At 60.3% G+C, this 18,721-nt stretch carries 18 protein-coding genes and 1 pseudogene; 10 read left to right on the forward strand and 9 right to left on the reverse strand.

Going from position 1 to position 18,721, the window contains the following annotated elements; genetic code table 11:
• Positions 1–2 precede the first annotated feature (2 nt).
• Both ACQKPC_RS19795 and ACQKPC_RS19800 read left to right on the forward strand, forming a co-directional pair.
• Positions 3–809 carry a DUF4892 domain-containing protein gene (locus tag ACQKPC_RS19795; RefSeq protein WP_427625983.1) on the forward strand — a complete coding sequence of 269 codons (807 nt, stop codon included), beginning with the start codon at positions 3–5 and terminating at the stop codon, positions 807–809.
• 68 nt (positions 810–877) lie between these two features.
• Positions 878–1,933 carry an AI-2E family transporter gene (locus tag ACQKPC_RS19800; RefSeq protein WP_427625984.1) on the forward strand — a complete coding sequence of 352 codons (1,056 nt, stop codon included), beginning with the start codon at positions 878–880 and terminating at the stop codon, positions 1,931–1,933.
• Positions 1,934–1,959: 26 nt separating this feature from the next.
• On the opposite strand, the gene lapD is transcribed toward ACQKPC_RS19800, so the two are convergent.
• The 4 genes from lapD to ACQKPC_RS19820 all read right to left on the reverse strand — a co-directional run bounded on the left by lapD (position 1,960) and on the right by ACQKPC_RS19820 (position 5,875).
• Complete coding sequence (lapD, locus tag ACQKPC_RS19805; RefSeq protein ID WP_427625985.1) at positions 1,960–3,900, reverse strand: cyclic di-GMP receptor LapD; 1,941 nt, start codon at positions 3,898–3,900, stop codon at positions 1,960–1,962.
• Between the two features lie 22 nt (positions 3,901–3,922).
• On the reverse strand, positions 3,923–4,630 hold the full coding sequence (gene lapG, locus ACQKPC_RS19810) for a cysteine protease LapG (protein ID WP_427625986.1): 708 nt from the start codon (positions 4,628–4,630) through the stop codon (positions 3,923–3,925).
• 251 nt (positions 4,631–4,881) lie between these two features.
• Positions 4,882–5,277, reverse strand: coding sequence for a YbaN family protein (locus ACQKPC_RS19815; RefSeq protein ID WP_008074929.1), 396 nt, complete (start codon positions 5,275–5,277; stop codon positions 4,882–4,884).
• A 10-nt stretch (positions 5,278–5,287) separates the two neighbouring features.
• The gene (locus ACQKPC_RS19820; RefSeq protein ID WP_205887150.1) at positions 5,288–5,875 is read right to left on the reverse strand and encodes a YecA family protein; all 588 of its coding nucleotides are present in this window, start codon (positions 5,873–5,875) and stop codon (positions 5,288–5,290) included.
• Between the two features lie 438 nt (positions 5,876–6,313).
• Here ACQKPC_RS19820 and recQ point away from each other — a divergent pair, with 438 nt between their 5' ends.
• From recQ to ACQKPC_RS19840, 4 genes are all read left to right on the forward strand, one after another.
• Complete coding sequence (gene recQ, locus ACQKPC_RS19825) at positions 6,314–8,440, forward strand: DNA helicase RecQ (RefSeq protein ID WP_427625987.1); 2,127 nt, start codon at positions 6,314–6,316, stop codon at positions 8,438–8,440.
• 121 nt (positions 8,441–8,561) lie between these two features.
• Positions 8,562–8,996, forward strand: coding sequence for a MarR family transcriptional regulator (locus tag ACQKPC_RS19830; RefSeq protein ID WP_008074924.1), 435 nt, complete (start codon positions 8,562–8,564; stop codon positions 8,994–8,996).
• A gap of 128 nt (positions 8,997–9,124) precedes the next feature.
• On the forward strand, positions 9,125–10,930 hold the full coding sequence (locus ACQKPC_RS19835; protein ID WP_427625988.1) for a FimV/HubP family polar landmark protein: 1,806 nt from the start codon (positions 9,125–9,127) through the stop codon (positions 10,928–10,930).
• A gap of 150 nt (positions 10,931–11,080) precedes the next feature.
• Positions 11,081–11,368, forward strand: coding sequence for a SelT/SelW/SelH family protein (locus ACQKPC_RS19840; RefSeq protein ID WP_007895010.1), 288 nt, complete (start codon positions 11,081–11,083; stop codon positions 11,366–11,368).
• Here the strand turns inward: ACQKPC_RS19840 and ACQKPC_RS19845 are convergent.
• Both ACQKPC_RS19845 and ACQKPC_RS19850 read right to left on the reverse strand, forming a co-directional pair.
• Positions 11,362–12,255 (reverse strand): DMT family transporter, encoded by an 894-nt coding sequence (locus ACQKPC_RS19845; RefSeq protein ID WP_427625989.1) that lies wholly within the window; start codon positions 12,253–12,255, stop codon positions 11,362–11,364. The two genes, ACQKPC_RS19840 and ACQKPC_RS19845, sit on opposite strands and share 7 nt — an antisense overlap.
• Positions 12,256–12,374: 119 nt before the next feature.
• Complete coding sequence (locus ACQKPC_RS19850) at positions 12,375–13,133, reverse strand: AraC family transcriptional regulator (RefSeq protein WP_427625990.1); 759 nt, start codon at positions 13,131–13,133, stop codon at positions 12,375–12,377.
• Between the two features lie 136 nt (positions 13,134–13,269).
• Between ACQKPC_RS19850 and ACQKPC_RS19855 the strand changes: the two genes are divergently transcribed.
• Entirely contained in the window at positions 13,270–14,085 is an 816-nt protein-coding gene (locus ACQKPC_RS19855) for a UDP-2,3-diacylglucosamine diphosphatase (RefSeq protein ID WP_008010978.1), read from the forward strand.
• A gap of 166 nt (positions 14,086–14,251) precedes the next feature.
• On the opposite strand, the gene ACQKPC_RS19860 is transcribed toward ACQKPC_RS19855, so the two are convergent.
• Positions 14,252–14,842, reverse strand: a complete 591-nt coding sequence (locus ACQKPC_RS19860; protein WP_427625991.1) for an HD domain-containing protein — start codon at positions 14,840–14,842, stop codon at positions 14,252–14,254.
• A gap of 92 nt (positions 14,843–14,934) precedes the next feature.
• A complete protein-coding gene (locus ACQKPC_RS19865; RefSeq protein ID WP_401176309.1) occupies positions 14,935–15,246 on the reverse strand; it encodes an Mpo1-like protein in 312 nt (103 codons plus the stop codon).
• 158 nt (positions 15,247–15,404) lie between these two features.
• On the opposite strand from ACQKPC_RS19865, the gene ACQKPC_RS19870 reads away from it, so the two are divergent.
• Positions 15,405–16,466, forward strand: a complete 1,062-nt coding sequence (locus tag ACQKPC_RS19870) for an AraC family transcriptional regulator (protein WP_427625992.1) — start codon at positions 15,405–15,407, stop codon at positions 16,464–16,466.
• On the opposite strand, the gene ACQKPC_RS19875 is transcribed toward ACQKPC_RS19870, so the two are convergent.
• Positions 16,423–17,877 (reverse strand): TrkH family potassium uptake protein, encoded by a 1,455-nt coding sequence (locus tag ACQKPC_RS19875; RefSeq protein WP_063342880.1) that lies wholly within the window; start codon positions 17,875–17,877, stop codon positions 16,423–16,425. The genes ACQKPC_RS19870 and ACQKPC_RS19875 overlap by 44 nt on opposite strands.
• Positions 17,878–17,999: 122 nt before the next feature.
• Between ACQKPC_RS19875 and ACQKPC_RS19880 the strand changes: the two genes are divergently transcribed.
• Both ACQKPC_RS19880 and ACQKPC_RS19885 read left to right on the forward strand, forming a co-directional pair.
• Positions 18,000–18,566: an NAD(P)H nitroreductase gene (locus ACQKPC_RS19880; RefSeq protein ID WP_427625993.1), complete on the forward strand. Its 567-nt coding sequence runs from the start codon at positions 18,000–18,002 to the stop codon at positions 18,564–18,566.
• Between the two features lie 66 nt (positions 18,567–18,632).
• A pseudogene (locus ACQKPC_RS19885) lies at positions 18,633–18,721 on the forward strand (hypothetical protein); the annotation flags it as partial.

An 18,721-nucleotide genomic window follows, 5' to 3' on the forward strand; every position in this document is an offset into this window, starting at 1 on the left:
CCATGCGTTCTCTCAGTCTTCTGGCGCTGTGTTGTTTCAGTCCTCTGTTATTTGCCGCTGATATCCCTGGCAGTCAGGACTTGCCGATCGTGCCGCGTATGGCCGATGCGCAGATCGTCGACTATCGCCCGGCTGTCGAGCTTGAGCGGATCTACCCTCTGGGTTCGATCCGCAAGATCAGTGGCCAGCTGCGCTTTGACGGCCAAGTCACCGCCCGGGGTCAAACCACCTCGGTGACTTACGAGTTGCCACCGGAGCATTCCTCGACCGATGCCTTCACCACCGCTCGCGAAGCCTTGCAGAAACAGGGCGCCGAGTTGCTATTCTGGTGCCAGGCCCGGGATTGTGGCGAAAGCAGTCTGTGGGCCAATGAAGTCTTCGGCAACGCCAAGCTGTATGGCGCCGATAATCAGCAGGCTTATCTACTGCTGCGTCTGGCAGCCCCTCAAGACAACACACTGGTGGCGCTTTACGGCATCACTCGCGGCAATCGCAAAGCCTATCTGCACGTCGAGCAGTTCGACGCTGCTGCACCATTGGGCGATTTGGTGCCCACTTCCGCGACCTTGCTGCGACAGCTAAAAAGCACTGGAAAACTCGATTTCCCCAAACTCGGCGGCGACCCGGACGAAACCTGGCTGCGTCTGATTTCCCGAGGCCTGAACCTGGACACCACACTGCGCGTTAATGTTTCGGGGCCCAATGCCGAAACCTGGCGTCAGGCGCTGATCGGCCAGGGCGTACGGGCGGCACGGATGGAAACCGGCAGCGTCGAAGGCTCTGGCTTGCACTTCGAGCTGTTGCGATAAGCTTCATTGGGCGAGCGCGTTCTGCGCATTCGCCTACTCTTTGCTGACTGACTTTTTCGAGACTTTACATGCCCAATAACGATCGGCTGTTGGTGCAAATTCTGCTCCTGGTGCTGTTTGGCGCGAGCTTTTGGGTGATGGCGCCGTTCTGGTCGGCGCTGTTCTGGGGCGCGGTGCTAGCGTTTGCCAGTTGGCCGCTGATGCGTTTGTTGACCCGTTGGCTCAATGGCCGTGAATCCCTGGCGGCGCTGGTACTGACACTCGGCTGGATGGTGCTGGTGGCGGTGCCGCTGGTGTGGCTGGGGTTCAATCTGGCGGATCATGTGCGCGACGCCACGGCGCTCATCAAGGATTTACAGGTCGATGGACTGCCTGAGGCGCCGACCTGGCTGGGCGGTATTCCCTTGGTCGGCGAGCGGTTGGTGGGTATCTGGAACAGCATCGATCAGCAAGGCGCGGCGATGATGCTGGCGATCAAGCCTTATCTGGGGCAGGTCGGTAACTGGTTGCTGGCGCGCAGTGCGCAGATCGGCGGCGGGATTCTCGAGCTGACGTTGAGTATTGTTTTCGTGTTCTTTTTCTACCGCGACGGGCCACGGTTGGCGGTGTTTGTCCATGGGTTGCTGGAACGGCTGATCGGTGACCGCGCCGGCTATTACATCGAGTTGGTGGCGGGCACCGTACAGCGGGTGGTCAATGGGGTGATCGGCACAGCGGCGGCTCAGGCAGTATTGGCGTTGATCGGCTTCCTGATTGCCGGCGTGCCCGGGGCGCTGGTGCTGGGGATCGTGACCTTCCTGCTCAGCCTGATTCCGATGGGGCCGCCGTTGGTGTGGATTCCAGCCACGGCGTGGTTGGCCTGGAAAGGGGAGTACGGGATGGCGGTGTTCCTTGGCTGTTGGGGGACGTTCATTATCAGCGGGGTCGACAACGTACTTAAGCCGTACCTGATCAGCCGGGGCGGGAATTTGCCATTGGTGATTGTGCTGCTCGGGGTGTTTGGCGGGTTGATCGCGTTTGGATTTATCGGCTTGTTCATCGGCCCGACATTGCTGGCCGTGGCTTACAGTCTGCTGACCGATTGGAGCAAGAGTCAGGTTCGGGTTGAGGATCGCCGGCCCTGACCTGTGCGAGCCTGCTCGCGGCTGCCTCACATAGGCTCCGGCGGTCCAATCAATCTTCCCATCACCCCAAACAAACCCAGCTCCCGAATGACCTCCAATTCGCCCTGCGTTTCCACCATCTCGGCAATCAACGGCAAATCAATGCTGTTGGTCGCTCGGAAAATCGCCTCGATGAACAGGCGCTTGTCAGTCTGTTCATCGATACCCCGTATGTAGGCGCCGTCGATTTTCAGGTAAGCCAGCCCCAGTTGCGTCAGGTTACCGATCTGGCTGAAGCTGCCGCCGAAATGCTGCAACCCGATGCGGTAACCGGTGTTGAGCAGGCTGTGGCTCAGGCGTTGCAGTTCTTCGGGGGGCGGCAGTTGGCGTTCGTCGATTTCCAGGATCAGCAGCGGCGCGAGTTCTGGCAGTGATTCGAGCAGGTCGAGGATATGTTGCAGCTGCGCCTGATCGCGCAGGGTACTGCCGGACAGACTCAGCGCAAGGGGCCAACGGTTGGCGGCCAGGTATTCGAGGGTTGTTTCGAGCATCGCCAGATCGAATCGCGCCGACCAGCCAAGGCGTTCGATCCACGGCAGGAAATGCCCGGCGACAATCGCCTCGCCCTGCGGATCGAGCAGGCGAGCGAGGACTTTGTGGTGCAGCACCTGGCTGGTGTCGGCGCACTGCACCACCGGTTGGAAATACAACTGCATCTTGCCCTCGGTCAGTGCCTCGTCGATCCAGCTGCGCCAGTCGTGTTGGGAATGGTTCGGCGCGGTATCGGCGTGGGCCTGGTATATCCAGGGGCGCTCGGGATGTTGCCGGGCCTGGGTCAGCGCCTGATCGAGGCGTAGCAGCACCTCACTCGCCGGTTCGCCGGGGTGATAGGCGACCACGCCCAGGTGCGCCACCGGCATACAGTCGCTGGCGCCGGTAAGACGCAGGTTTTCCAGGGTGGCGCTGATTTCGCTGGCCACGCGTGCAGCATCCTTGCTGTCCAGGCCAGGGGTCAACAAGCTGAATTCGCCGCCGCGATTGCGTGCCGCGAGCCAGGTTCGACGCTCCGGCGGTTGCGTCAGGCGCTTGAGCAATTCGCCGACGGCACCGATCAGGGCATCGGTGCGCTGGCCGCCCAAGCGTTGGTTGAGGCCGATCAGGTCATTGATCCGCAGCATCAGCAAATGACCGTCGCGGCTTTGCTCGGAAACCAGTAATTGGTCGGCCAATTGTTCATCCAGCAAGCGCCGGTTCGCCAAGCCTGTCAGGGCGTCCTGATAAGATTCGGCTCGCAGATTTTCACTGCGCGCGGCCTCCTCGGCGAACAGCGCTTTGAGCTTTTCGACCATCTGGTTCATGGCCAGCACCACGCGTTTGAGCTCCGGTGTGCGCGGCAGTTTCGGCAAACTGCGGAATTCGCGTTTGCTGATGGCTTCTGCCTGTTTGACCATGTTGTCGAGCGGGCGCAGTTGCCGGCGCAACAACCAGCCACCGAACACGGCGCTGAGCAGTCCGCAAATCAGCAGCCAGATCAGGCTGCCGAGGCTGCTGTCCCAGAGTTTGGCCAAGGCGAATTGCGGATTGCTCAACACTTCGACTCGCGCCGCCTGTTGCCAGCCACGGGTGATCAGTGCGTCACCACCTTGCGGGCGAAGGTTGACCACGCTCACAAACCACTGCGGAACGCCTTCTATCTGCGCGGATGCGCTGCGTTCCACCAGCACCTGTTCATTTTCGATGTCGATGACCCGGATGCTGCTGAAATAACCACTGTCGAAAATCGAGCTGACCATCAATTCGATCATCGCCGGGTCGTCGATCTGTGCCGTCAATGACAGGCCCAGCGCCGTGGCGGCGTCCTGGGCATGGGAGCGTAACTGGCTAAGCACCTGCTCACGGGAGCTCTCCAGGCTGACAAAAAAACTGCCGCTGAAAGCCACCAGCAAGAACAGGCAAATGGCCAGGAACAACTGTTTGCGCAGTGACATAAAACGCTCCTTGCTGTAGCGGCTAGCCTTCGCCCACGGCGAACCCTTCGATTTGCATCTTTTGCAGCACGTCTTGCCAGCGCGACAGTTTTTTCGAGTCGCTGCTGCGTTTGCCGCCATGGGCTCCCGGCAAGTACAGGCCTTCAGCGTTGAAGGCATACACCGGCAGCAGGTCTTTGCGTTGGGACGCGGGGCGGATCTCGCCGATCAGGTTATCCAGCACCAGCGGATCGGCTGTGGGGCTGCTGTAGAAGGTCAACACCATGTGCGCCTGATTCTGGTTCAGGGCCTTGACGTAGGTGATGCGCAGTTTCTCGCTGGGAATTCCGAGGTGACGCAGGCTGAAATATTTCGCCAGGGCGTAGTCTTCACAGTCACCAGCGGCTTTGATCAAGGATTCCACCGGCGTGGCCCAGTAATCAGTCTGACGCCAAATGTGCATGTCATCCTGAAAATTCAGTTGTTGATTGAAGAAGCGATTAACCACGTTCAGTTGTTCGCGCTCAGGCTGGTTCAATTCGCTTTGCAGCAATTGACTCCAGGCCTCGATCCGCCCCCGAGCCGGGCCAAGGGGGCCGTAGCGTTTTTCGGCCGTTTGCAGAATCTGCGCAAAATCCCGGTCAGCCCAGACACTCCCCAACCCTGCTAGCAGAAAACTCGCCAGCAGCAGCCATCCGCCGAACCGAAGTTGGAGCGTTGACCATCCTGGGCTACGCGGACTGCGGGACATGTCTGGCTGCTCGAGTGCAGATGTCTGAAGTCTAGGCGGTGTTTTCAGCGAGGAAGGGCTGGTCATCGGACGAAAGGCATCGGCGGGTTGCTTTCTGTGGCGAGGGAGCTTGCTCCCGCTCGGCTGCGCAGCAGTCGCAAAACTAGCTAATGCGGTGTGTCAGGAAAAATTGGGTCGCAGGGTTTGGGGTCGCTTCGCAACCCAACGGGGGCAAGCCCCCTCGCCACAGAAGCCCCCGTGCCCAGATGAGATCAGGGTTTATGCAGGGTTTTCTGCTTGAGGATATAAACCGTCACCAGCACTGCACTGGTCAGCATGAACCCGCGCGCCCAAGGCAGGGGCACCAGGTAGCAGGAAAGCAGGATGCTCGCCCACATCAAACCGATGGCGTAGACCTTGCCCTTGAGGGGGATGCCATTGCCGCTCAGGTAGTCGCGGACCCACGGCCCAAGCCGTGGATGTTCCACCAGCCACTGATAGAAACGCGGCGAGCTGCGGGCGAAACAGGCGGCCGCCAGCAACAGGAACGGTGTGGTGGGCAGCACCGGCAGGAAAATCCCGATCACCCCCAACGCTACGCTCAGCCAGCCGATGGCCAGCAGCACGTAGCGCAACATCAGGGGGCGGTTGCCTATGGGGTTGTCCATAGGCAAAACCTTAGTGGTGACGTGGCTTGAGAATCGCCGGTTTTTCGTCTGGCGCGTTGCACAGCAGGTACAGCGCGGTCAGGGCTTCCGGGATCTGCACGATCATGTCGTCCATCAGGTTGGCGTCGGCCGCGATGTCGGAGAATTCAGGCTGTTCGTCGAACAGACCCGAACCGACCATGATCGGCAGCAGCATTTCGCTGACTTCGTCTTCGGCGGTTTCGAACCAGGCCGCTTCGCGCAGGAACACGCCTTCCATGAAACCGATGCACCAGCCGCGCAGGTCGGAATCGTCCGGGTCGTCGCCCAGATCGAGCTCGCATGGCAGCTCGAACTCTTCGTCGGACGCCAGTTGGCGGGCGATGTGCGCCTTGAGCAGCAGCAGGGTGGATTCGATCGCTTCACGCTCGGTGTCGTCGGCGTAATGCGGCTCTTCGGCGAAGAGCGCGTCGATCCATTCACGGTCGGGAACGCTCTCGGAACAGATCGACAGCGCGGTGAGGTAGCCGTGGGCGGCCACGTAGTCCAGCGCCTCGTCATGCAGCTCGTCGGCGTCGAGGAAGACTTGCAGGCGGGTTAGTTGCTCAGCGAAGGACATTAAAGGGCTACCTTGGGGAATATACGATGCGGGAATTCTAGGCCTTCTTGAGCGCTTGGGCCAGCCGCGCGGCATATTTGCAGCCTTGCGGGGGGATTCTGTGGTTGTCGATACCGCCAGTCTGGCCCAATCCCTGTGGGAGCGGGCTTGCCCGCGATGAGGCCGGTACTTCCAATACATTTTTCGCCTGACACGCCGCCATCGCGGGCAAGTCGAATCGTCGCACCGCCGCTCCCACAGGTGTTGCATTGCGTTCCTCTTCTCAGCGGCGCCCTTTGCAGGGGAGGGCTCGGGTATACTCGCGCGTTTTGTGATGCCCTGCTGGCGTCACGGCTGAGATATGCAGCGTCATGCAATGCGCACTTACGATTTGTCGGTGCAGCTTTCATGATTCTGAACCAGCCTTGCAGGGATGTTTCGGTGATTTTTGGAGTTTTTATGCTCGAACAGGCTCAACGCGTCCTCAAGGACATCTTCGGCTACGACAGTTTCCGTGGCCGTCAGGGTGCAATCATTGAGCGCGTGGCCAGTGGCGGCGATGCCCTGGTGCTGATGCCTACCGGGGGCGGCAAGTCCTTGTGCTTCCAGGTGCCGGCGCTGCTGCGCGAAGGCCTGGCGGTGGTGGTATCGCCGCTGATCGCGCTGATGGACGATCAGGTCGCGACCCTCGAAGAGCTGGGTGTCGCCGCGGCGGCATTGAACTCCACGCTGAGCGCTGAGCAACAGCGTGATCTGGCGGCGCGGATCAAGCGCGGCGAGGTGAAAATGCTCTACCTGGCGCCCGAGCGCCTGGTTCAGCCACGCATGCTGGCCTTCCTGCAAAGCCTTGAAATCGCCCTGTTCGCCATCGACGAAGCGCACTGCGTGTCCCAATGGGGTCACGATTTCCGTCGGGAATACCTGCAACTGGGCCAATTGGCGGAATTGTTCCCCAGCGTCCCGCGTATTGCCCTGACCGCGACGGCCGACAAACGCACCCGGGAAGAAATCGTCGATCGCCTGCATTTGCAGGATGCCGAGCGTTTCCTCTCGAGTTTCGACCGCCCCAATATTTTCTATCGCATCGTGCCCAAGGAACAGCCGCGCAAGCAGTTGCTGGCGTTCCTCGCCGAGCGGCGCAGCGACGCCGGCATTGTTTACTGCCTGTCGCGCAAGAAGGTTGATGAAGTAGCGGTGTTCCTCAGCGAGCAAGGTTTTCCGGCGTTGCCATACCATGCCGGCCTGCCCAACGACACGCGGGCCCATCACCAAAAGCGCTTCCTCAACGAGGAAGGCCTGATCATGGTCGCCACCGTGGCGTTCGGCATGGGCATCGACAAGCCTAACGTACGTTTTGTCGCGCACCTGGATTTGCCGAAGTCCCTTGAGGCCTATTACCAGGAAACCGGTCGCGGCGGTCGTGACGGCCTGCCGGCGGATGCCTGGATGGCGTACGGCCTGCAAGACGTGGTGATGCTCAAGCAGATGCTGCAAAACTCCGAAGGCGACGAGCGCCACAAGCGTCTGGAGCAGCATAAGCTCGACGCCATGCTCTCGCTCTGCGAAGAAACCCGCTGCCGCCGCCAGACCCTGCTCGCGTACTTCGACGAAGACATGCCCGAGCCCTGCGGCCACTGCGACAACTGCGTCGACGGCGTGCAAACCTGGGACGCCACCGAGCCGGCCCGTCAGGCGCTGTCGGCGATCTACCGCACCGGTCAGCGTTATGGCGTCGGTCATCTGGTCGACGTGCTACTGGGCAAGGACAACGAAAAGGTCCGCAGCTTCGGTCATCAGCATTTGTCGGTATACGGCGTAGGCAAAGCGATGGGGGAGAGCGAATGGCGCTCCTTGTTCCGACAACTTGTTGCCCGTGGTCTGGCGGACATCGACCTCGAAGGCTACGGCGGCCTGCGCCTGAGCGATACCTGCCGGCCATTGCTCAAGGGCGAAGTGACCCTGGAACTGCGCCGCGACCTCAAGCCGCAAACCACCGCCAAAAGCAGCAAGAGCCAGGCCAGCCAACTGGTTCGCGGTGAAGAACGCGAACAGTGGGAAGCCTTGCGTGCCCTGCGTCGCAAACTGGCCGAAGAGCATGGCGTGCCGCCGTATGTCATCTTCCCCGACTCGACGCTGCTGGAAATGCTCCGCAGCCAGCCAACTTCTCTGGCGCAAATGGCCACGGTCAGCGGTGTCGGCGCGCGCAAACTGGAACGTTACGGCGAGGCCTTCCTCGAAGTGCTCGGTGGCCAGGTCGAGGCGCCGAAAGTGGTGGCCGATGTGCGTCACGAATTGATCACGCTGGCCCGGGCCGGCATGACACCGCTGCAGATCGCCGGTCAGCTGCAATGCTCGGAAAAGAACGTTTACACAATGCTTGCCGAGGCCATCGGCAAACAGCAGCTGTCACTGGAACAGGCGCTGGACCTGCCTGAAGAGTTGATGGGCGAAGTTCAGGACGCTTTCCTCGACGGCGAGGGCGAGTTGCCATCGGTATCAGAGATTGCCGTGCTGTTCGCGGGAAGAGTTCCGGAAGGCGTTTTGTATTGCGTTCGTGCCGCCCTGCAGTCGGAATTCGAAGTCTGAATGACCTGCGGCATAGATGTAACGATTCAGTACAGGAGCAAGCCTTGCCTATAGCCAAAGGTCATGCTTAGCTGACTAATAATTAGCTTTTCTCTATTTTCAGTCTAACCATGAGTGTTTTATGCCGTTAACCGATCAACACCGCTTTGGCATGCAACTGGCCCAGATGTCTCGGGGCTGGCGTGCCGAACTGGACCGCCGATTGGCTGGCCTGGGTCTGTCCCAGGCGCGCTGGCTGGTGCTGCTGCATTTGGCACGTTTCGAGACTGCCCCCACCCAACGCGAACTGGCGCAAAGTGTTGGCGTCGAAGGGCCCACTCTGGCCCGACTGCTCGACAGCCTGGAAAGTCAGGGCCTGGTGCAACGCCAATCCGTGCTGGAAGACCGTCGGGCAAAAAAAATCGTCCTCTGTGCCCCGGCCCGGCCCTTGATCGAACAAATTGAAACCATTGCCACTCAATTGCGCCACGAACTGTTCGAAGGCGTTGATGAGGCGGATTTGAAAGTCTGCATGCGAGTCCACGGGCACATCCTGGGTAACCTGGAAAAATCTTGAGGCATAACCACGCGCCGGACTTTTGAGATACCCCGTTGGGCAGACTATAAAGAACTACTAGGCAATATCGTGTTCGTACCGGATGTGCGAATACGTACAGGTTGGTTCAGGTTATCTAAGGGATGCTCATGCTCGAGAGTTGGCACGTTGTATTGCGGTGTTGCACCAGGCTGCTGCTGGTCGGTGGTGCTGTCACTTACTCGGCATTGGCCCCTGCGCTCGGGTTGGGTGAGATCACCCAGCATTCGGCGTTGAATCAGCCGTTCAATGCCGACATTGCTTTGGTGGACGCTGGCGGCCTGGCGGAGGGCGAGCTATCGGTCAGCCTGGCGACGGCGGACGAGTTCAGCCGCGCCGGTGTTGAGCGGGTGTTCTTCCTCAACGACCTGAAGTTCACACCGATCCTGCGGGGCAACCGCAGCCTGATCCGGGTAACCTCCAGCAAACCGGTCAATGAACCCTTCCTGAATTTTCTGGTGCAGCTTAATCAGCCCAATGGGCGTTTGCTGCGCGAGTACACAGTGCTCATCGATCCGCCAGGGTCACCGGGCATTGTTCCCGTCAACGATGACCCCGCGCCGCGCCCTCAGTCTTCCGCGTTCCCGTCGGTTGAGCCGGCGGTAGCACCGCCACCTGCTGCGAAGGCAGCGGTGCCCAAGCCTGATGTCGATAAACCAGCTGCCGCGCCCGCGAATGATGCTGTTGCCGAACAGCTGGCCGCCAGCGTGCTGCAGAACCAGCAACTGCAAACGACCATCAATGAGTTGAATGCGAAGCTTCAGGGACAGGATGAGCATATTGCCGGCCAGAAAAAACAGCTGATCGAGCTGCAAACCCAACTGGCGGAAGTCAAACAGGCATCGGCAGAGCCGGTCGTGCCCGCAGTGCCGGCGCCGGTGCCCGTTGCAGTAGAGGAGTCTGAACCGACTCCGTGGCTGCTGATCATCGGGTTGCTGGCAGTGGTGGCGTTGGTATTGCTCGGTGTATTCCTTCGCCGTCAACGACAGCAGGTTCAGGCTCAGGTCCAGCCCGAGCCGTTACCCGTACCGCCGTCGCGTCATGAGCCGGTGCTCAGTCGCGCAACAGAACCGGCCAGTCCGGCGCCGCAACCGCTAGCCGGATCGGCCGAAGAGATTCCCGCAGGCGACGTGCTGGAAGGGGTGGGTATCTATCTGGCGTATGGCCGTTTGTCCGAGGCAGCCGGTTTGTTGCGAGACGCGTTGGTCAGGGAACCCCAGCGCACCGACCTGGCCGTGCAGCTGCTGGAAGTCCTCGGTAAACAGGGCGACGTGCAAGCTTATGACGCGCAGGAAAGCAGCCTGCGAGACGCCGGGTTCGATGCACAGCAACTTCAGGACATTCGCGCCCGCCATCCGAAACTGATCAGCGCCGCACCGGTGGTCGCCGCCGTGGCTGTGGCGCCGCCCATGCCTGCAATCCCTGAAGCGGCACCGAGCGATGAGTTCCAGTTGAACCTCGATGACCTGTCGATGGATTCGAATTGGGACCTGATCAGCCCCTTCGAAAACTCATCATCCAGCGCTAAACCGTCGAATGAGTCAACGCAGGTAGACGACCCCGGGTTCACCTCGAATCTGCATGTATTGCCCGATGTTTTCGAAATGCCCGAGGAGCCGGCGCTGGACGAGCCGGAGCTTGAATGGATCGCCGAACCGGACGCTCAACCTCTGGACGAGACCTTTCTCAACGAATTCAGCGATCCTGGCCAGCTGCTGGAGCTTGAGCCGCTGAATGCTGAGTTGATGGGTCTTGAACCGGCCGGGCCGAGCAGCGCGGGCAAACTCGAACAGGCCCAGACCTGCATCGACGACGGCGATCTGGACAGCGCCATCGAGCTGCTTAACGAACTGCTCAAAGAAGGCGACGAACCGCTCAAGGAAACGGCCCGGACTCTGTTGGCCGGTATTCGCTGAAGATCAAAAGATCGCAGCCTCGTTGCACTCGACAGCTCCTACAGATGTACACATATCCCTGTAGGAGCTGTCGTGTGCAACAAGGCTGCGAACTTTTCGGTTATGCGGTTTATCATGGCGACGCCCCCAGGCCCAGGAGTTTTGCCAATCATGACCGCACGTAAACCGGAAATCGTCATCACCTATTGCACGCAATGCCAATGGCTGTTGCGCGCTGCCTGGCTGGCCCAGGAACTGCTCAGTACCTTCGGCGATGACCTGGGCAAAGTGTCTCTGGTGCCCGGCACTGGCGGGGTTTTTCACATTTTCTGTGACGATGTGCAGCTTTGGGAGCGCAAGGCCGACGGTGGTTTTCCCGAGGCCAAGGTGCTCAAGCAGCGGGTCCGCGATCAGATCGATCCGGACCGCGACCTGGGCCACAACGACCGCACTCAGTGAGACGGGGCTTGCGCCGCCACGGCGCTCTTGCTTGAACTGCCGGACAACCGGCTCGAGACCACGATGGCCACGATGATCAGCGCGCCGCCGATCAGCATGCGCAGCGTCGGGTTTTCATCGAACAACAGCCAAGCCAGGGTGATGCCGTAAACCGGCTCCAGAGCAAACACCACTGACGCGGTCCGGGCTTTGATCACCGCCAGGCTGGCGACGAACAGGCTGTGGGCGACGCCGGTGCAGAACACCCCGAGCAGGCCGATCCACAACCAGTCGATGGCGCGCACTTCGCTCAACTGGGGCGTCGCCACCGGCAGCAGGCAGATCGCAACCACCACGTTCTGACACAGTGCAGCCTGCACCGGCGGAATTCGTCCGGAGCTGGCGCGGTTAGTCAGGGACAGCAGGGCGAACAACAAGCCGGAAGCCACCGCCCACAACAGGCCAGTGGTGGCGCCGCTGGTCAGATCGAAATCCGGCGTGACCAGCACCAGTCCAATACTGACCAGCACCACCAGCAGGATTTCGTTGGCGCGGATGCGCTCGCGGAAGATCAACCCTTCGAGGATCACGGTAAACGCCGGGAAGCTGGCAAACCCCAGTGTCGCGATTGCCACCCCGGCGACCTTAACCGCGATAAAGAAACTCACCCAGTGCCCGGTCAGCAGCAAGCCGCTGAGCAGCAGGCGGCGCAGGTCCGCGGCGTCGAGTTTCTGCCAACGGGTATTGCTTGCGAACCGTGCGAAAAACACCAAGGCGAGGACGGCAAACGCGGCACGGCCGAACACGATGATGGCCGGCGAGGCAGCGGCGAGTTTGCCGAATACGCCGGTCAGGCCGAACATCAGTGCACCGATATGCAGAGCGCCAAGGGCGGTACGGGGAGTCATTGCAATCCTTGATAAACGAATCGAATCCGGCCGACAACCATCGGCCCCTGTAGGAGCAGCCTTCGGCAGCTCCTACATTGAATCGTGTCGGGCCGGTTATGTCTGTCGCCAGACTCGCGTCATTTGTCGCCAGCCTCGCGGCGCAATTTACCGGGTGAGGCACCGAACTCACGCAACACTGCCGCGGCGAATGCACTCTGCGAGCTGTAGCCGACCCGACAGGCGATCTCGCCAATGGGCAGCGCTGAATCGCGCAACAGGCCCACGGCAATGTGCAGCCGACGACTGCGAATGTAGTCCATCGGCGTTTGCCCGCATTCCGCCACGAACCGCGCATGCAACCGAGCGCTGGACAGGCCGGCAATGCGCGCCAGATCGGCGACTTGCAGTGGATAGGCCGCGTATTGATCGATGTGTGCATTCAGCGCCGCATAAGGCAGACGCCGACCGCCCACGCTGTCGGGTTTGGCGTTGTTCAGGCTGGCCAGCAACAGCACCGCGCCTTGCTGGGCGATCAGTGGATCGCTGATCTGACTGCCTGCCAGCCAACTCACCAGTTGGCTTTGCCCGGCGTCCAGCGACAGGCGCCCGGCATTGTCGAGCAAGCGGCGGCTGGCTTCGGCGTGATCGCCAAGGGACTGCGAAACCCACTGCTCGCTCGGCACATCCAGTACCAGGCAACGACTGCCATGGGCGCTGTCGCAGGCATGATGCGCCCCCGACGGCACCACCACGAAACTCTGTTGCACCACCTGACTACCGTGCCCTTCGACCTCGAAGTCCAGCGCCCCCGACAGCCCGAACACCAGTTGCGCGTGGTCGTGGCTGTGGACGATCAGGTCATGGGTGTACTGGCGTAGCGTGAGGATCGGTCTCATCGCAGGTCTCCTGTGCAAGTCGCCAGTCTACACCGGGTACGGCCCGACTCGCGCTGTCACAAGACTGACTTGCCACTGTCATGGGCAATTCACTCGACCGGCGCAAGCTTGCCAAAACTTGTCCTGAGGGTTGCCCATGACCAGCGCCGAGCTCGCCAAACCCAGCCGTAAGCAACGTGTGCGGACCTTGTGGATTTCCGATGTGCATTTGGGCACCCGGGACTGCCAGGCCGAACACCTGTCGCAATTTCTCAAGGGCTACCACACCGACAAGATCTACCTGGTCGGCGACATCATCGACGGCTGGAAACTGCGCAGCGGCATGTATTGGCCGCAAGCGCATACCAATGTGATTCGTCGCCTGCTGACCATGAGCAAGCGCGGCACAGAAGTGATCTACGTCACCGGCAACCATGACGAATTCCTGCGCCGTTATTCGAAGCTGATGCTGGGCAATATCCAGTTGGTGGATGAAGCCGTGCATGTGACCGCCGATGGCCGTCATCTGCTGGTGATTCACGGTGACCAGTTCGACGTGATCACCCGCTACCATCGCTGGCTGGCGTTTCTCGGCGACTCGGCCTACGAATTCACCCTGACGCTCAACCGCTGGCTCAACCATTGGCGTGCCCGTTATGGCTACGGCTACTGGTCGCTGTCGGCGTACCTCAAGCACAAGGTCAAGACAGCCGTCAGCTTCATCAGCGATTTTGAAGAAGCCATCGCCCACGAATGCGTCAAACGCGAGTTGCACGGGGTGGTGTGCGGGCACATTCACCATGCCGAGATTCGCAAGGTCGGCGAGGTGGATTACCTCAATTGCGGGGATTGGGTGGAGTCATGCACGGCACTGATCGAGCATTGGGATGGCTCGATCGAGCTGTATCGGTTGGCCGATGCCCAGGCGCGGGAGGCCGAGTTGAAGGCGGTCAAGGTCGCCGAGCCGGCATGAACCAGAGGTTTAGCCTTTGTGGCGAGGGGGCTTGCCCCCGTTGGGGCGCGAAGCGACCCCAAAACCATTCATCCCGGTTGTATGGGCAGACCGCATTTTTCGGTTTTTACGACTGCTGCGCAGCCGAACGGGGGCAAGCCCCCTCGCCACAGAACTCTGACATTGATCAGGCCGGCGAATGCTCTTCCATCGCCGCTTTGTAAATCGAATTCTTCGGCTGCGCAAACAGCCGCTCCACCATCGGTTCGAAGAAGCTCAGCGGCAACGTGTCGTACGCCGGATCAAACGCCGCCGCATCGTACCGGGCGCAAAATTCGATGGTCGCCTGATACTGCGGATGATCGCTGAATTGCTCGCGCAAATGCCGATCCATGCCCAGGTGATGAAAGAAGTAATAACCCTGGAAAATCCCATGCTTCTCCACCATCCACAGGTTTTCGGCGCTGACGAACGGCTTGAGGATCGCCGCGGCGATGTCCGGATGATTGTAGGAGCCCAGTGTGTCGCCGATGTCATGGAGCAGGGCGCAGACCACGTATTCTTCGTCGCGACCATCGCGCCAGGCGCGGCTGGCGGTTTGCAGGGAGTGGGTCAGACGATCCACCGGGAAACCGCCGAAATCCCCCTCCAGTAACTTCAGGTGCGCCACGATCCGTTTGGGCAATTGCCGGGCATAGGCGCTGAAATCCGCGGCGATGATCGCCCAGTCTTCCTGCGTGCCGTCCTGCATATGGGTAAAACGGGCATGGGCATTCATCGGCTATCCTCTTGTTCTGATCGAAAGGGATGTCTTGAGTGTAGGACTTGGATCCAACGCTGCATTGGCTACACAAGACGCTTTTGTGGCCCCTAGAACGGCACGCGGCCCAGAATCATGTCGCGGTACATGACGAAATCGCCGAGCAGGCTGTAAAGGGGATGCTGAAAGGTGGCAGGGCGATTCTTCTCAAAGAAGAAATGCCCGACCCAGGCGAAGCTGTAACCGGCCAGCGGCAGGGCCAGCAACATCCACCACGCGCCGTTGCCGATGGTCAGCGCCAGAATGAAAATAACCAGAGAGGTGCCGACAAAGTGCAATCGTCGACAGGTGCTGTTGCGGTGTTCGCTGAGGTAATACGGGTAAAACTCAGCGAAACTATTGAAACGCTTGATGTTCTCCACGACTGCGATCTCTGTGGTTGCTGTGCACGCGACAAGTTGTTCTGCGGGTAGCTTATTTAAGTCTAGAGTGATCATTGGTATCAGCCAGTGACAATAGGCGCCACTTTAGTATCCTTGGGTATTGGGTCGTGGCATGCGGCCATCACGTAGTAAACGCCATGAGCGAACGAACGACTTCTGCAAGCTGGGCGATGGGGATTGTCAAAGCACTGGAAATGGACGGCCTGGATTGCCGGGTTCTGTTCAAGCAGCTAGGGCTCGACTATGCGGCACTGGATGACCCGGATGCGCGCTTCCCGCAAGATTCCATGACGCGGCTCTGGCAGCGCGCGGTCGAGCTGTCCGGCAACCCGGCGATCGGCCTGAACATGGGCAAGGTGGTGCGACCGGCGTCCTTCCATGTCGCCGGTTATGCGTTGATGTCCAGCCAGACCCTGGCTGAAGGCTTTCAACGTCTGGTGCGTTATCAGCGAATCATCGCCGAAAGTGCCGACCTGAGTTTCCGATTGCTGGATGAGGGGTATGCGCTGATTCTGACGGTGCATGGCGATCACCTGCCGCCGACCCGACAGAGTGCCGAAGCATCAATGGCCTGCGCTCTGGCACTTTGCGGCTGGCTGACCGGCCGTACGCTCCAGCCACGCAAAGTCTTGCTGCAAGGCGATAACCCCGTTGATCTTGAACCCTATAAACAAGCTTTCCATGCCCCGTTGATGTTCAACGCGCCTTATGACGCCTTGATCTTCGAGCGCGCCGACATGGAGGCACCGCTGCCCACCGCCAACGAGGCCATGGCGCGGCTGCACGACCGGTTTGCCGGCGAGTACCTGGCGCGGTTTTCCGAGAGCCGCGTGACCCACAAGGCACGGCAGGTGTTATGCCGTCTGCTGCCTCAGGGTGAACCCAAGCGTGATACGGTGGCCCAGACGCTGCACTTGTCGCAACGCACCTTGCAGCGTCGCTTGCAGGAAGAGGGCACGAGTTTTCAGACCTTGCTGGATGACACCCGACGCGAACTGGCCGAGCAATACCTGGCGCAACCGAACATGACCCTGCTGGAAATTGCCTACCTGCTGGGGTTTGCCGATCCGAGCAACTTCTTCCGCGCCTTCCGACGCTGGTTCGATTCCACGCCCGGCGAGTACCGGACGCGGCTGATGGAAGCGCCCATGCGGATCAGTGACGCCAGAACGCCGGGATACACAGGACAAACACCGTAATGATCTCCAGCCGGCCCAGCAGCATGCCGAACGAGAGAATCCACTTCGCGGCATCCGGCAGACTGGCGAAGTTACCCGCCGGGCCGATCGTTTCGCCAAGTCCCGGGCCTACGCCAGACACCGTGGCGGCCGCGCCGGTCAGCGCTGTCATCCAGTCCACGCCCAGTAGCGACAGCAGCAGTGCGATAACGCAAATGGTGATGGCGAAGAAGAACGAAAAGGTCAGGATCGAGCGCACGATCTCTTCGTCGAGACGGTGGCCGTTGTATTTCTGCTTGATCACCGCGCGCGGGTGAATCAACTGGTTAAGGTTGGCCTTGAGCAGAATGTAGGCAACCTGGAAGCGAAAAATCTTGATCCCGCCAGCGGTCGAACCCGAGCAGCCGCCAACAAACCCCAGATAAAAGAACAGCATCAGTGAGAAGTTGCCCCAGAGGCTGTAATCCCCCAGTGCAAAACCGGTGGTGGTCACCACCGACGTCACGTTCAGCGCCACATGCCGCAAGGCTTCCAGCCAATGCAGCTGGGTAGTCCACCAGTACCAGGTGCCGAGCACCAGCCAGGTCACCAGCAACATACCGAGCAGCCCTTGAACCTGTTCATCCTTGATCAGTGCCCGACGGTTACCGCGTAACGTGGCGACATACAGGGTGAACGGCAGGGCACCGAGAATCATGATGACGATCGCGACCCAATGCACAGCAGGCTCCGGCCACTTGGCCAAAGACTGGTCGGAGGTCGAGAAACCACCGGTGGAAATCGCTGACATCGCATGGTTGATGGCGTCGAACAGGCTCATCCCGGCCCACCAGAACGCCAGGCTGCCGAAAATGGTGATGCCGACGTAGGCCGCAACGATCAAACGCGCAACCATGTGCGAACGGGGCATGACTTTTTCGGAACGGTCTGACGACTCGGTCTGAAACAGCCGCATGCCACCAATGCGCAACAAGGGCAGAATCGCTACCGCCATGCCGATAAAACCGATGCCACCAATCCAGTGCAGTAATGAACGCCACATCAGGATACCGGGAGACATGTTGTCCAGGCCCGTGAGTACCGTCGCTCCGGTGGCGGTGATGCCGGACATGCTTTCGAAGAACGAGTCGGTGTAGCTGATGTTCTGGGTCAGCAGGAACGGCAGGGCGGCGAAGATGCACACCACCAGCCAGCTACTGACGGTCAGCAGGTACATGTCTCGCGGACGCAGATGGATGTGCTCGGGGCGCCCGGGTATCACCAGGGCCAGGCCGGCGACAAAGGTAATCATGCTGGCCCAAAGGAACGACGGCAGGTCGCTGGTGCGTTCGAAGATCACCAGGGTGGCCATGGGTATAACCATGGCGATGGCCAGCGTGATCAGGAAGATGCCGATGATGAAACCAATGATCCGTAAGGTCGGCAACGCCATGAAGTCCGCTCGGGCTGATAGTAAGAAGGGCGCCATTCTACCTGCGGGGCAGGGCATGTAAACCGACGCCGTCGCGACAGTTGACGCTAGAATAGCCAAACATTTTCTACAGGAGGTGGCCGATGCAGGCTCTCGACGCTTTGCTCAACCGTGTTTCCGTCCCACGACTGCTCGATCCGGCACCCACTGCCGAGCAGCGCGAAGTGCTGTTTGCCGCCGCGATGCGCGCGCCGGACCATGGCCATTTGCAGCCTTGGCGCTTCCTGACAGTCGAAGGCGCGGCACGCGAGCAAATGGGTGAGTTGCTCGCCGAAGCGGCGAAGCTGCAAGACAGTGATGTGTCCGACGCCTTGCTGGACAAGGCGCGCAACGGTCCGTTGCGTGCGCCGCTGGTGGTTGTGGTGATTGCGCGTTTGCAGGAGCACGCCAAGTATCCCAAGTCCGAGCAACTGTTGGCGGCCGGTTGTGCCGCTCACGGGATTTTGCTGGCGGCCTATGCGCAAGGCATTGGCGCGGTGTGGCGCACTGGTGAGCTGGCTTATTCGGCGCATGTGGCCAAAGGTCTGGGATTGGCGGAAGGGGAAGAGGTGATTGCGTTTCTTTACCTGGGCACGCCGCAGAAAGAGCCGCGGGTGGCGGAGAAGGTCGATCTGGCCGAGTTTGTCAGCGCTTGGTCCGGCAAGGCCTGAAGGAGTAGATTCAATGTGGGAGCGGGCTTGCTCGCGAAAGCGGAGTGTCAGGCAACGATGAGGGCCCTGACTTTCCTGTTGGTGGTGATGGGTTGGGTGATCTTCCGCGCAGAGAACCTGCACGTCGCCGGTCGCATGTACGGCGCCATGTTCAG

Source organism: Pseudomonas sp. NPDC089918 (assembly GCF_050280605.1).
Taxonomy (GTDB): Bacteria; Pseudomonadota; Gammaproteobacteria; order Pseudomonadales; family Pseudomonadaceae; genus Aquipseudomonas.

Bases quoted from the DNA above. Each gene is read 5' to 3' on its own strand.
- ACQKPC_RS19860 (WP_427625991.1), bottom strand. From the start codon at position 14,842: ATGAATGCCCATGCCCGTTTTACCCATATGCAGGACGGCACGCAGGAA.
- recQ (WP_427625987.1), top strand. From the start codon at position 6,314: ATGCTCGAACAGGCTCAACGCGTCCTCAAGGACATCTTCGGCTACGAC.
- ACQKPC_RS19815 (WP_008074929.1), bottom strand. From the start codon at position 5,277: ATGGACAACCCCATAGGCAACCGCCCCCTGATGTTGCGCTACGTGCTG.
- ACQKPC_RS19820 (WP_205887150.1), bottom strand. From the start codon at position 5,875: ATGTCCTTCGCTGAGCAACTAACCCGCCTGCAAGTCTTCCTCGACGCC.
- ACQKPC_RS19800 (WP_427625984.1), top strand. From the start codon at position 878: ATGCCCAATAACGATCGGCTGTTGGTGCAAATTCTGCTCCTGGTGCTG.
- ACQKPC_RS19830 (WP_008074924.1), top strand. From the start codon at position 8,562: ATGCCGTTAACCGATCAACACCGCTTTGGCATGCAACTGGCCCAGATG.
- ACQKPC_RS19850 (WP_427625990.1), bottom strand. From the start codon at position 13,133: ATGAGACCGATCCTCACGCTACGCCAGTACACCCATGACCTGATCGTC.
- ACQKPC_RS19845 (WP_427625989.1), bottom strand. From the start codon at position 12,255: ATGACTCCCCGTACCGCCCTTGGCGCTCTGCATATCGGTGCACTGATG.
- ACQKPC_RS19835 (WP_427625988.1), top strand. From the start codon at position 9,125: ATGCTCGAGAGTTGGCACGTTGTATTGCGGTGTTGCACCAGGCTGCTG.
- ACQKPC_RS19870 (WP_427625992.1), top strand. From the start codon at position 15,405: ATGAGCGAACGAACGACTTCTGCAAGCTGGGCGATGGGGATTGTCAAA.
- ACQKPC_RS19795 (WP_427625983.1), top strand. From the start codon at position 3: ATGCGTTCTCTCAGTCTTCTGGCGCTGTGTTGTTTCAGTCCTCTGTTA.
- lapD (WP_427625985.1), bottom strand. From the start codon at position 3,900: ATGTCACTGCGCAAACAGTTGTTCCTGGCCATTTGCCTGTTCTTGCTG.
- lapG (WP_427625986.1), bottom strand. From the start codon at position 4,630: ATGTCCCGCAGTCCGCGTAGCCCAGGATGGTCAACGCTCCAACTTCGG.
- ACQKPC_RS19875 (WP_063342880.1), bottom strand. From the start codon at position 17,877: ATGGCGTTGCCGACCTTACGGATCATTGGTTTCATCATCGGCATCTTC.
- ACQKPC_RS19855 (WP_008010978.1), top strand. From the start codon at position 13,270: ATGACCAGCGCCGAGCTCGCCAAACCCAGCCGTAAGCAACGTGTGCGG.
- ACQKPC_RS19880 (WP_427625993.1), top strand. From the start codon at position 18,000: ATGCAGGCTCTCGACGCTTTGCTCAACCGTGTTTCCGTCCCACGACTG.
- ACQKPC_RS19840 (WP_007895010.1), top strand. From the start codon at position 11,081: ATGACCGCACGTAAACCGGAAATCGTCATCACCTATTGCACGCAATGC.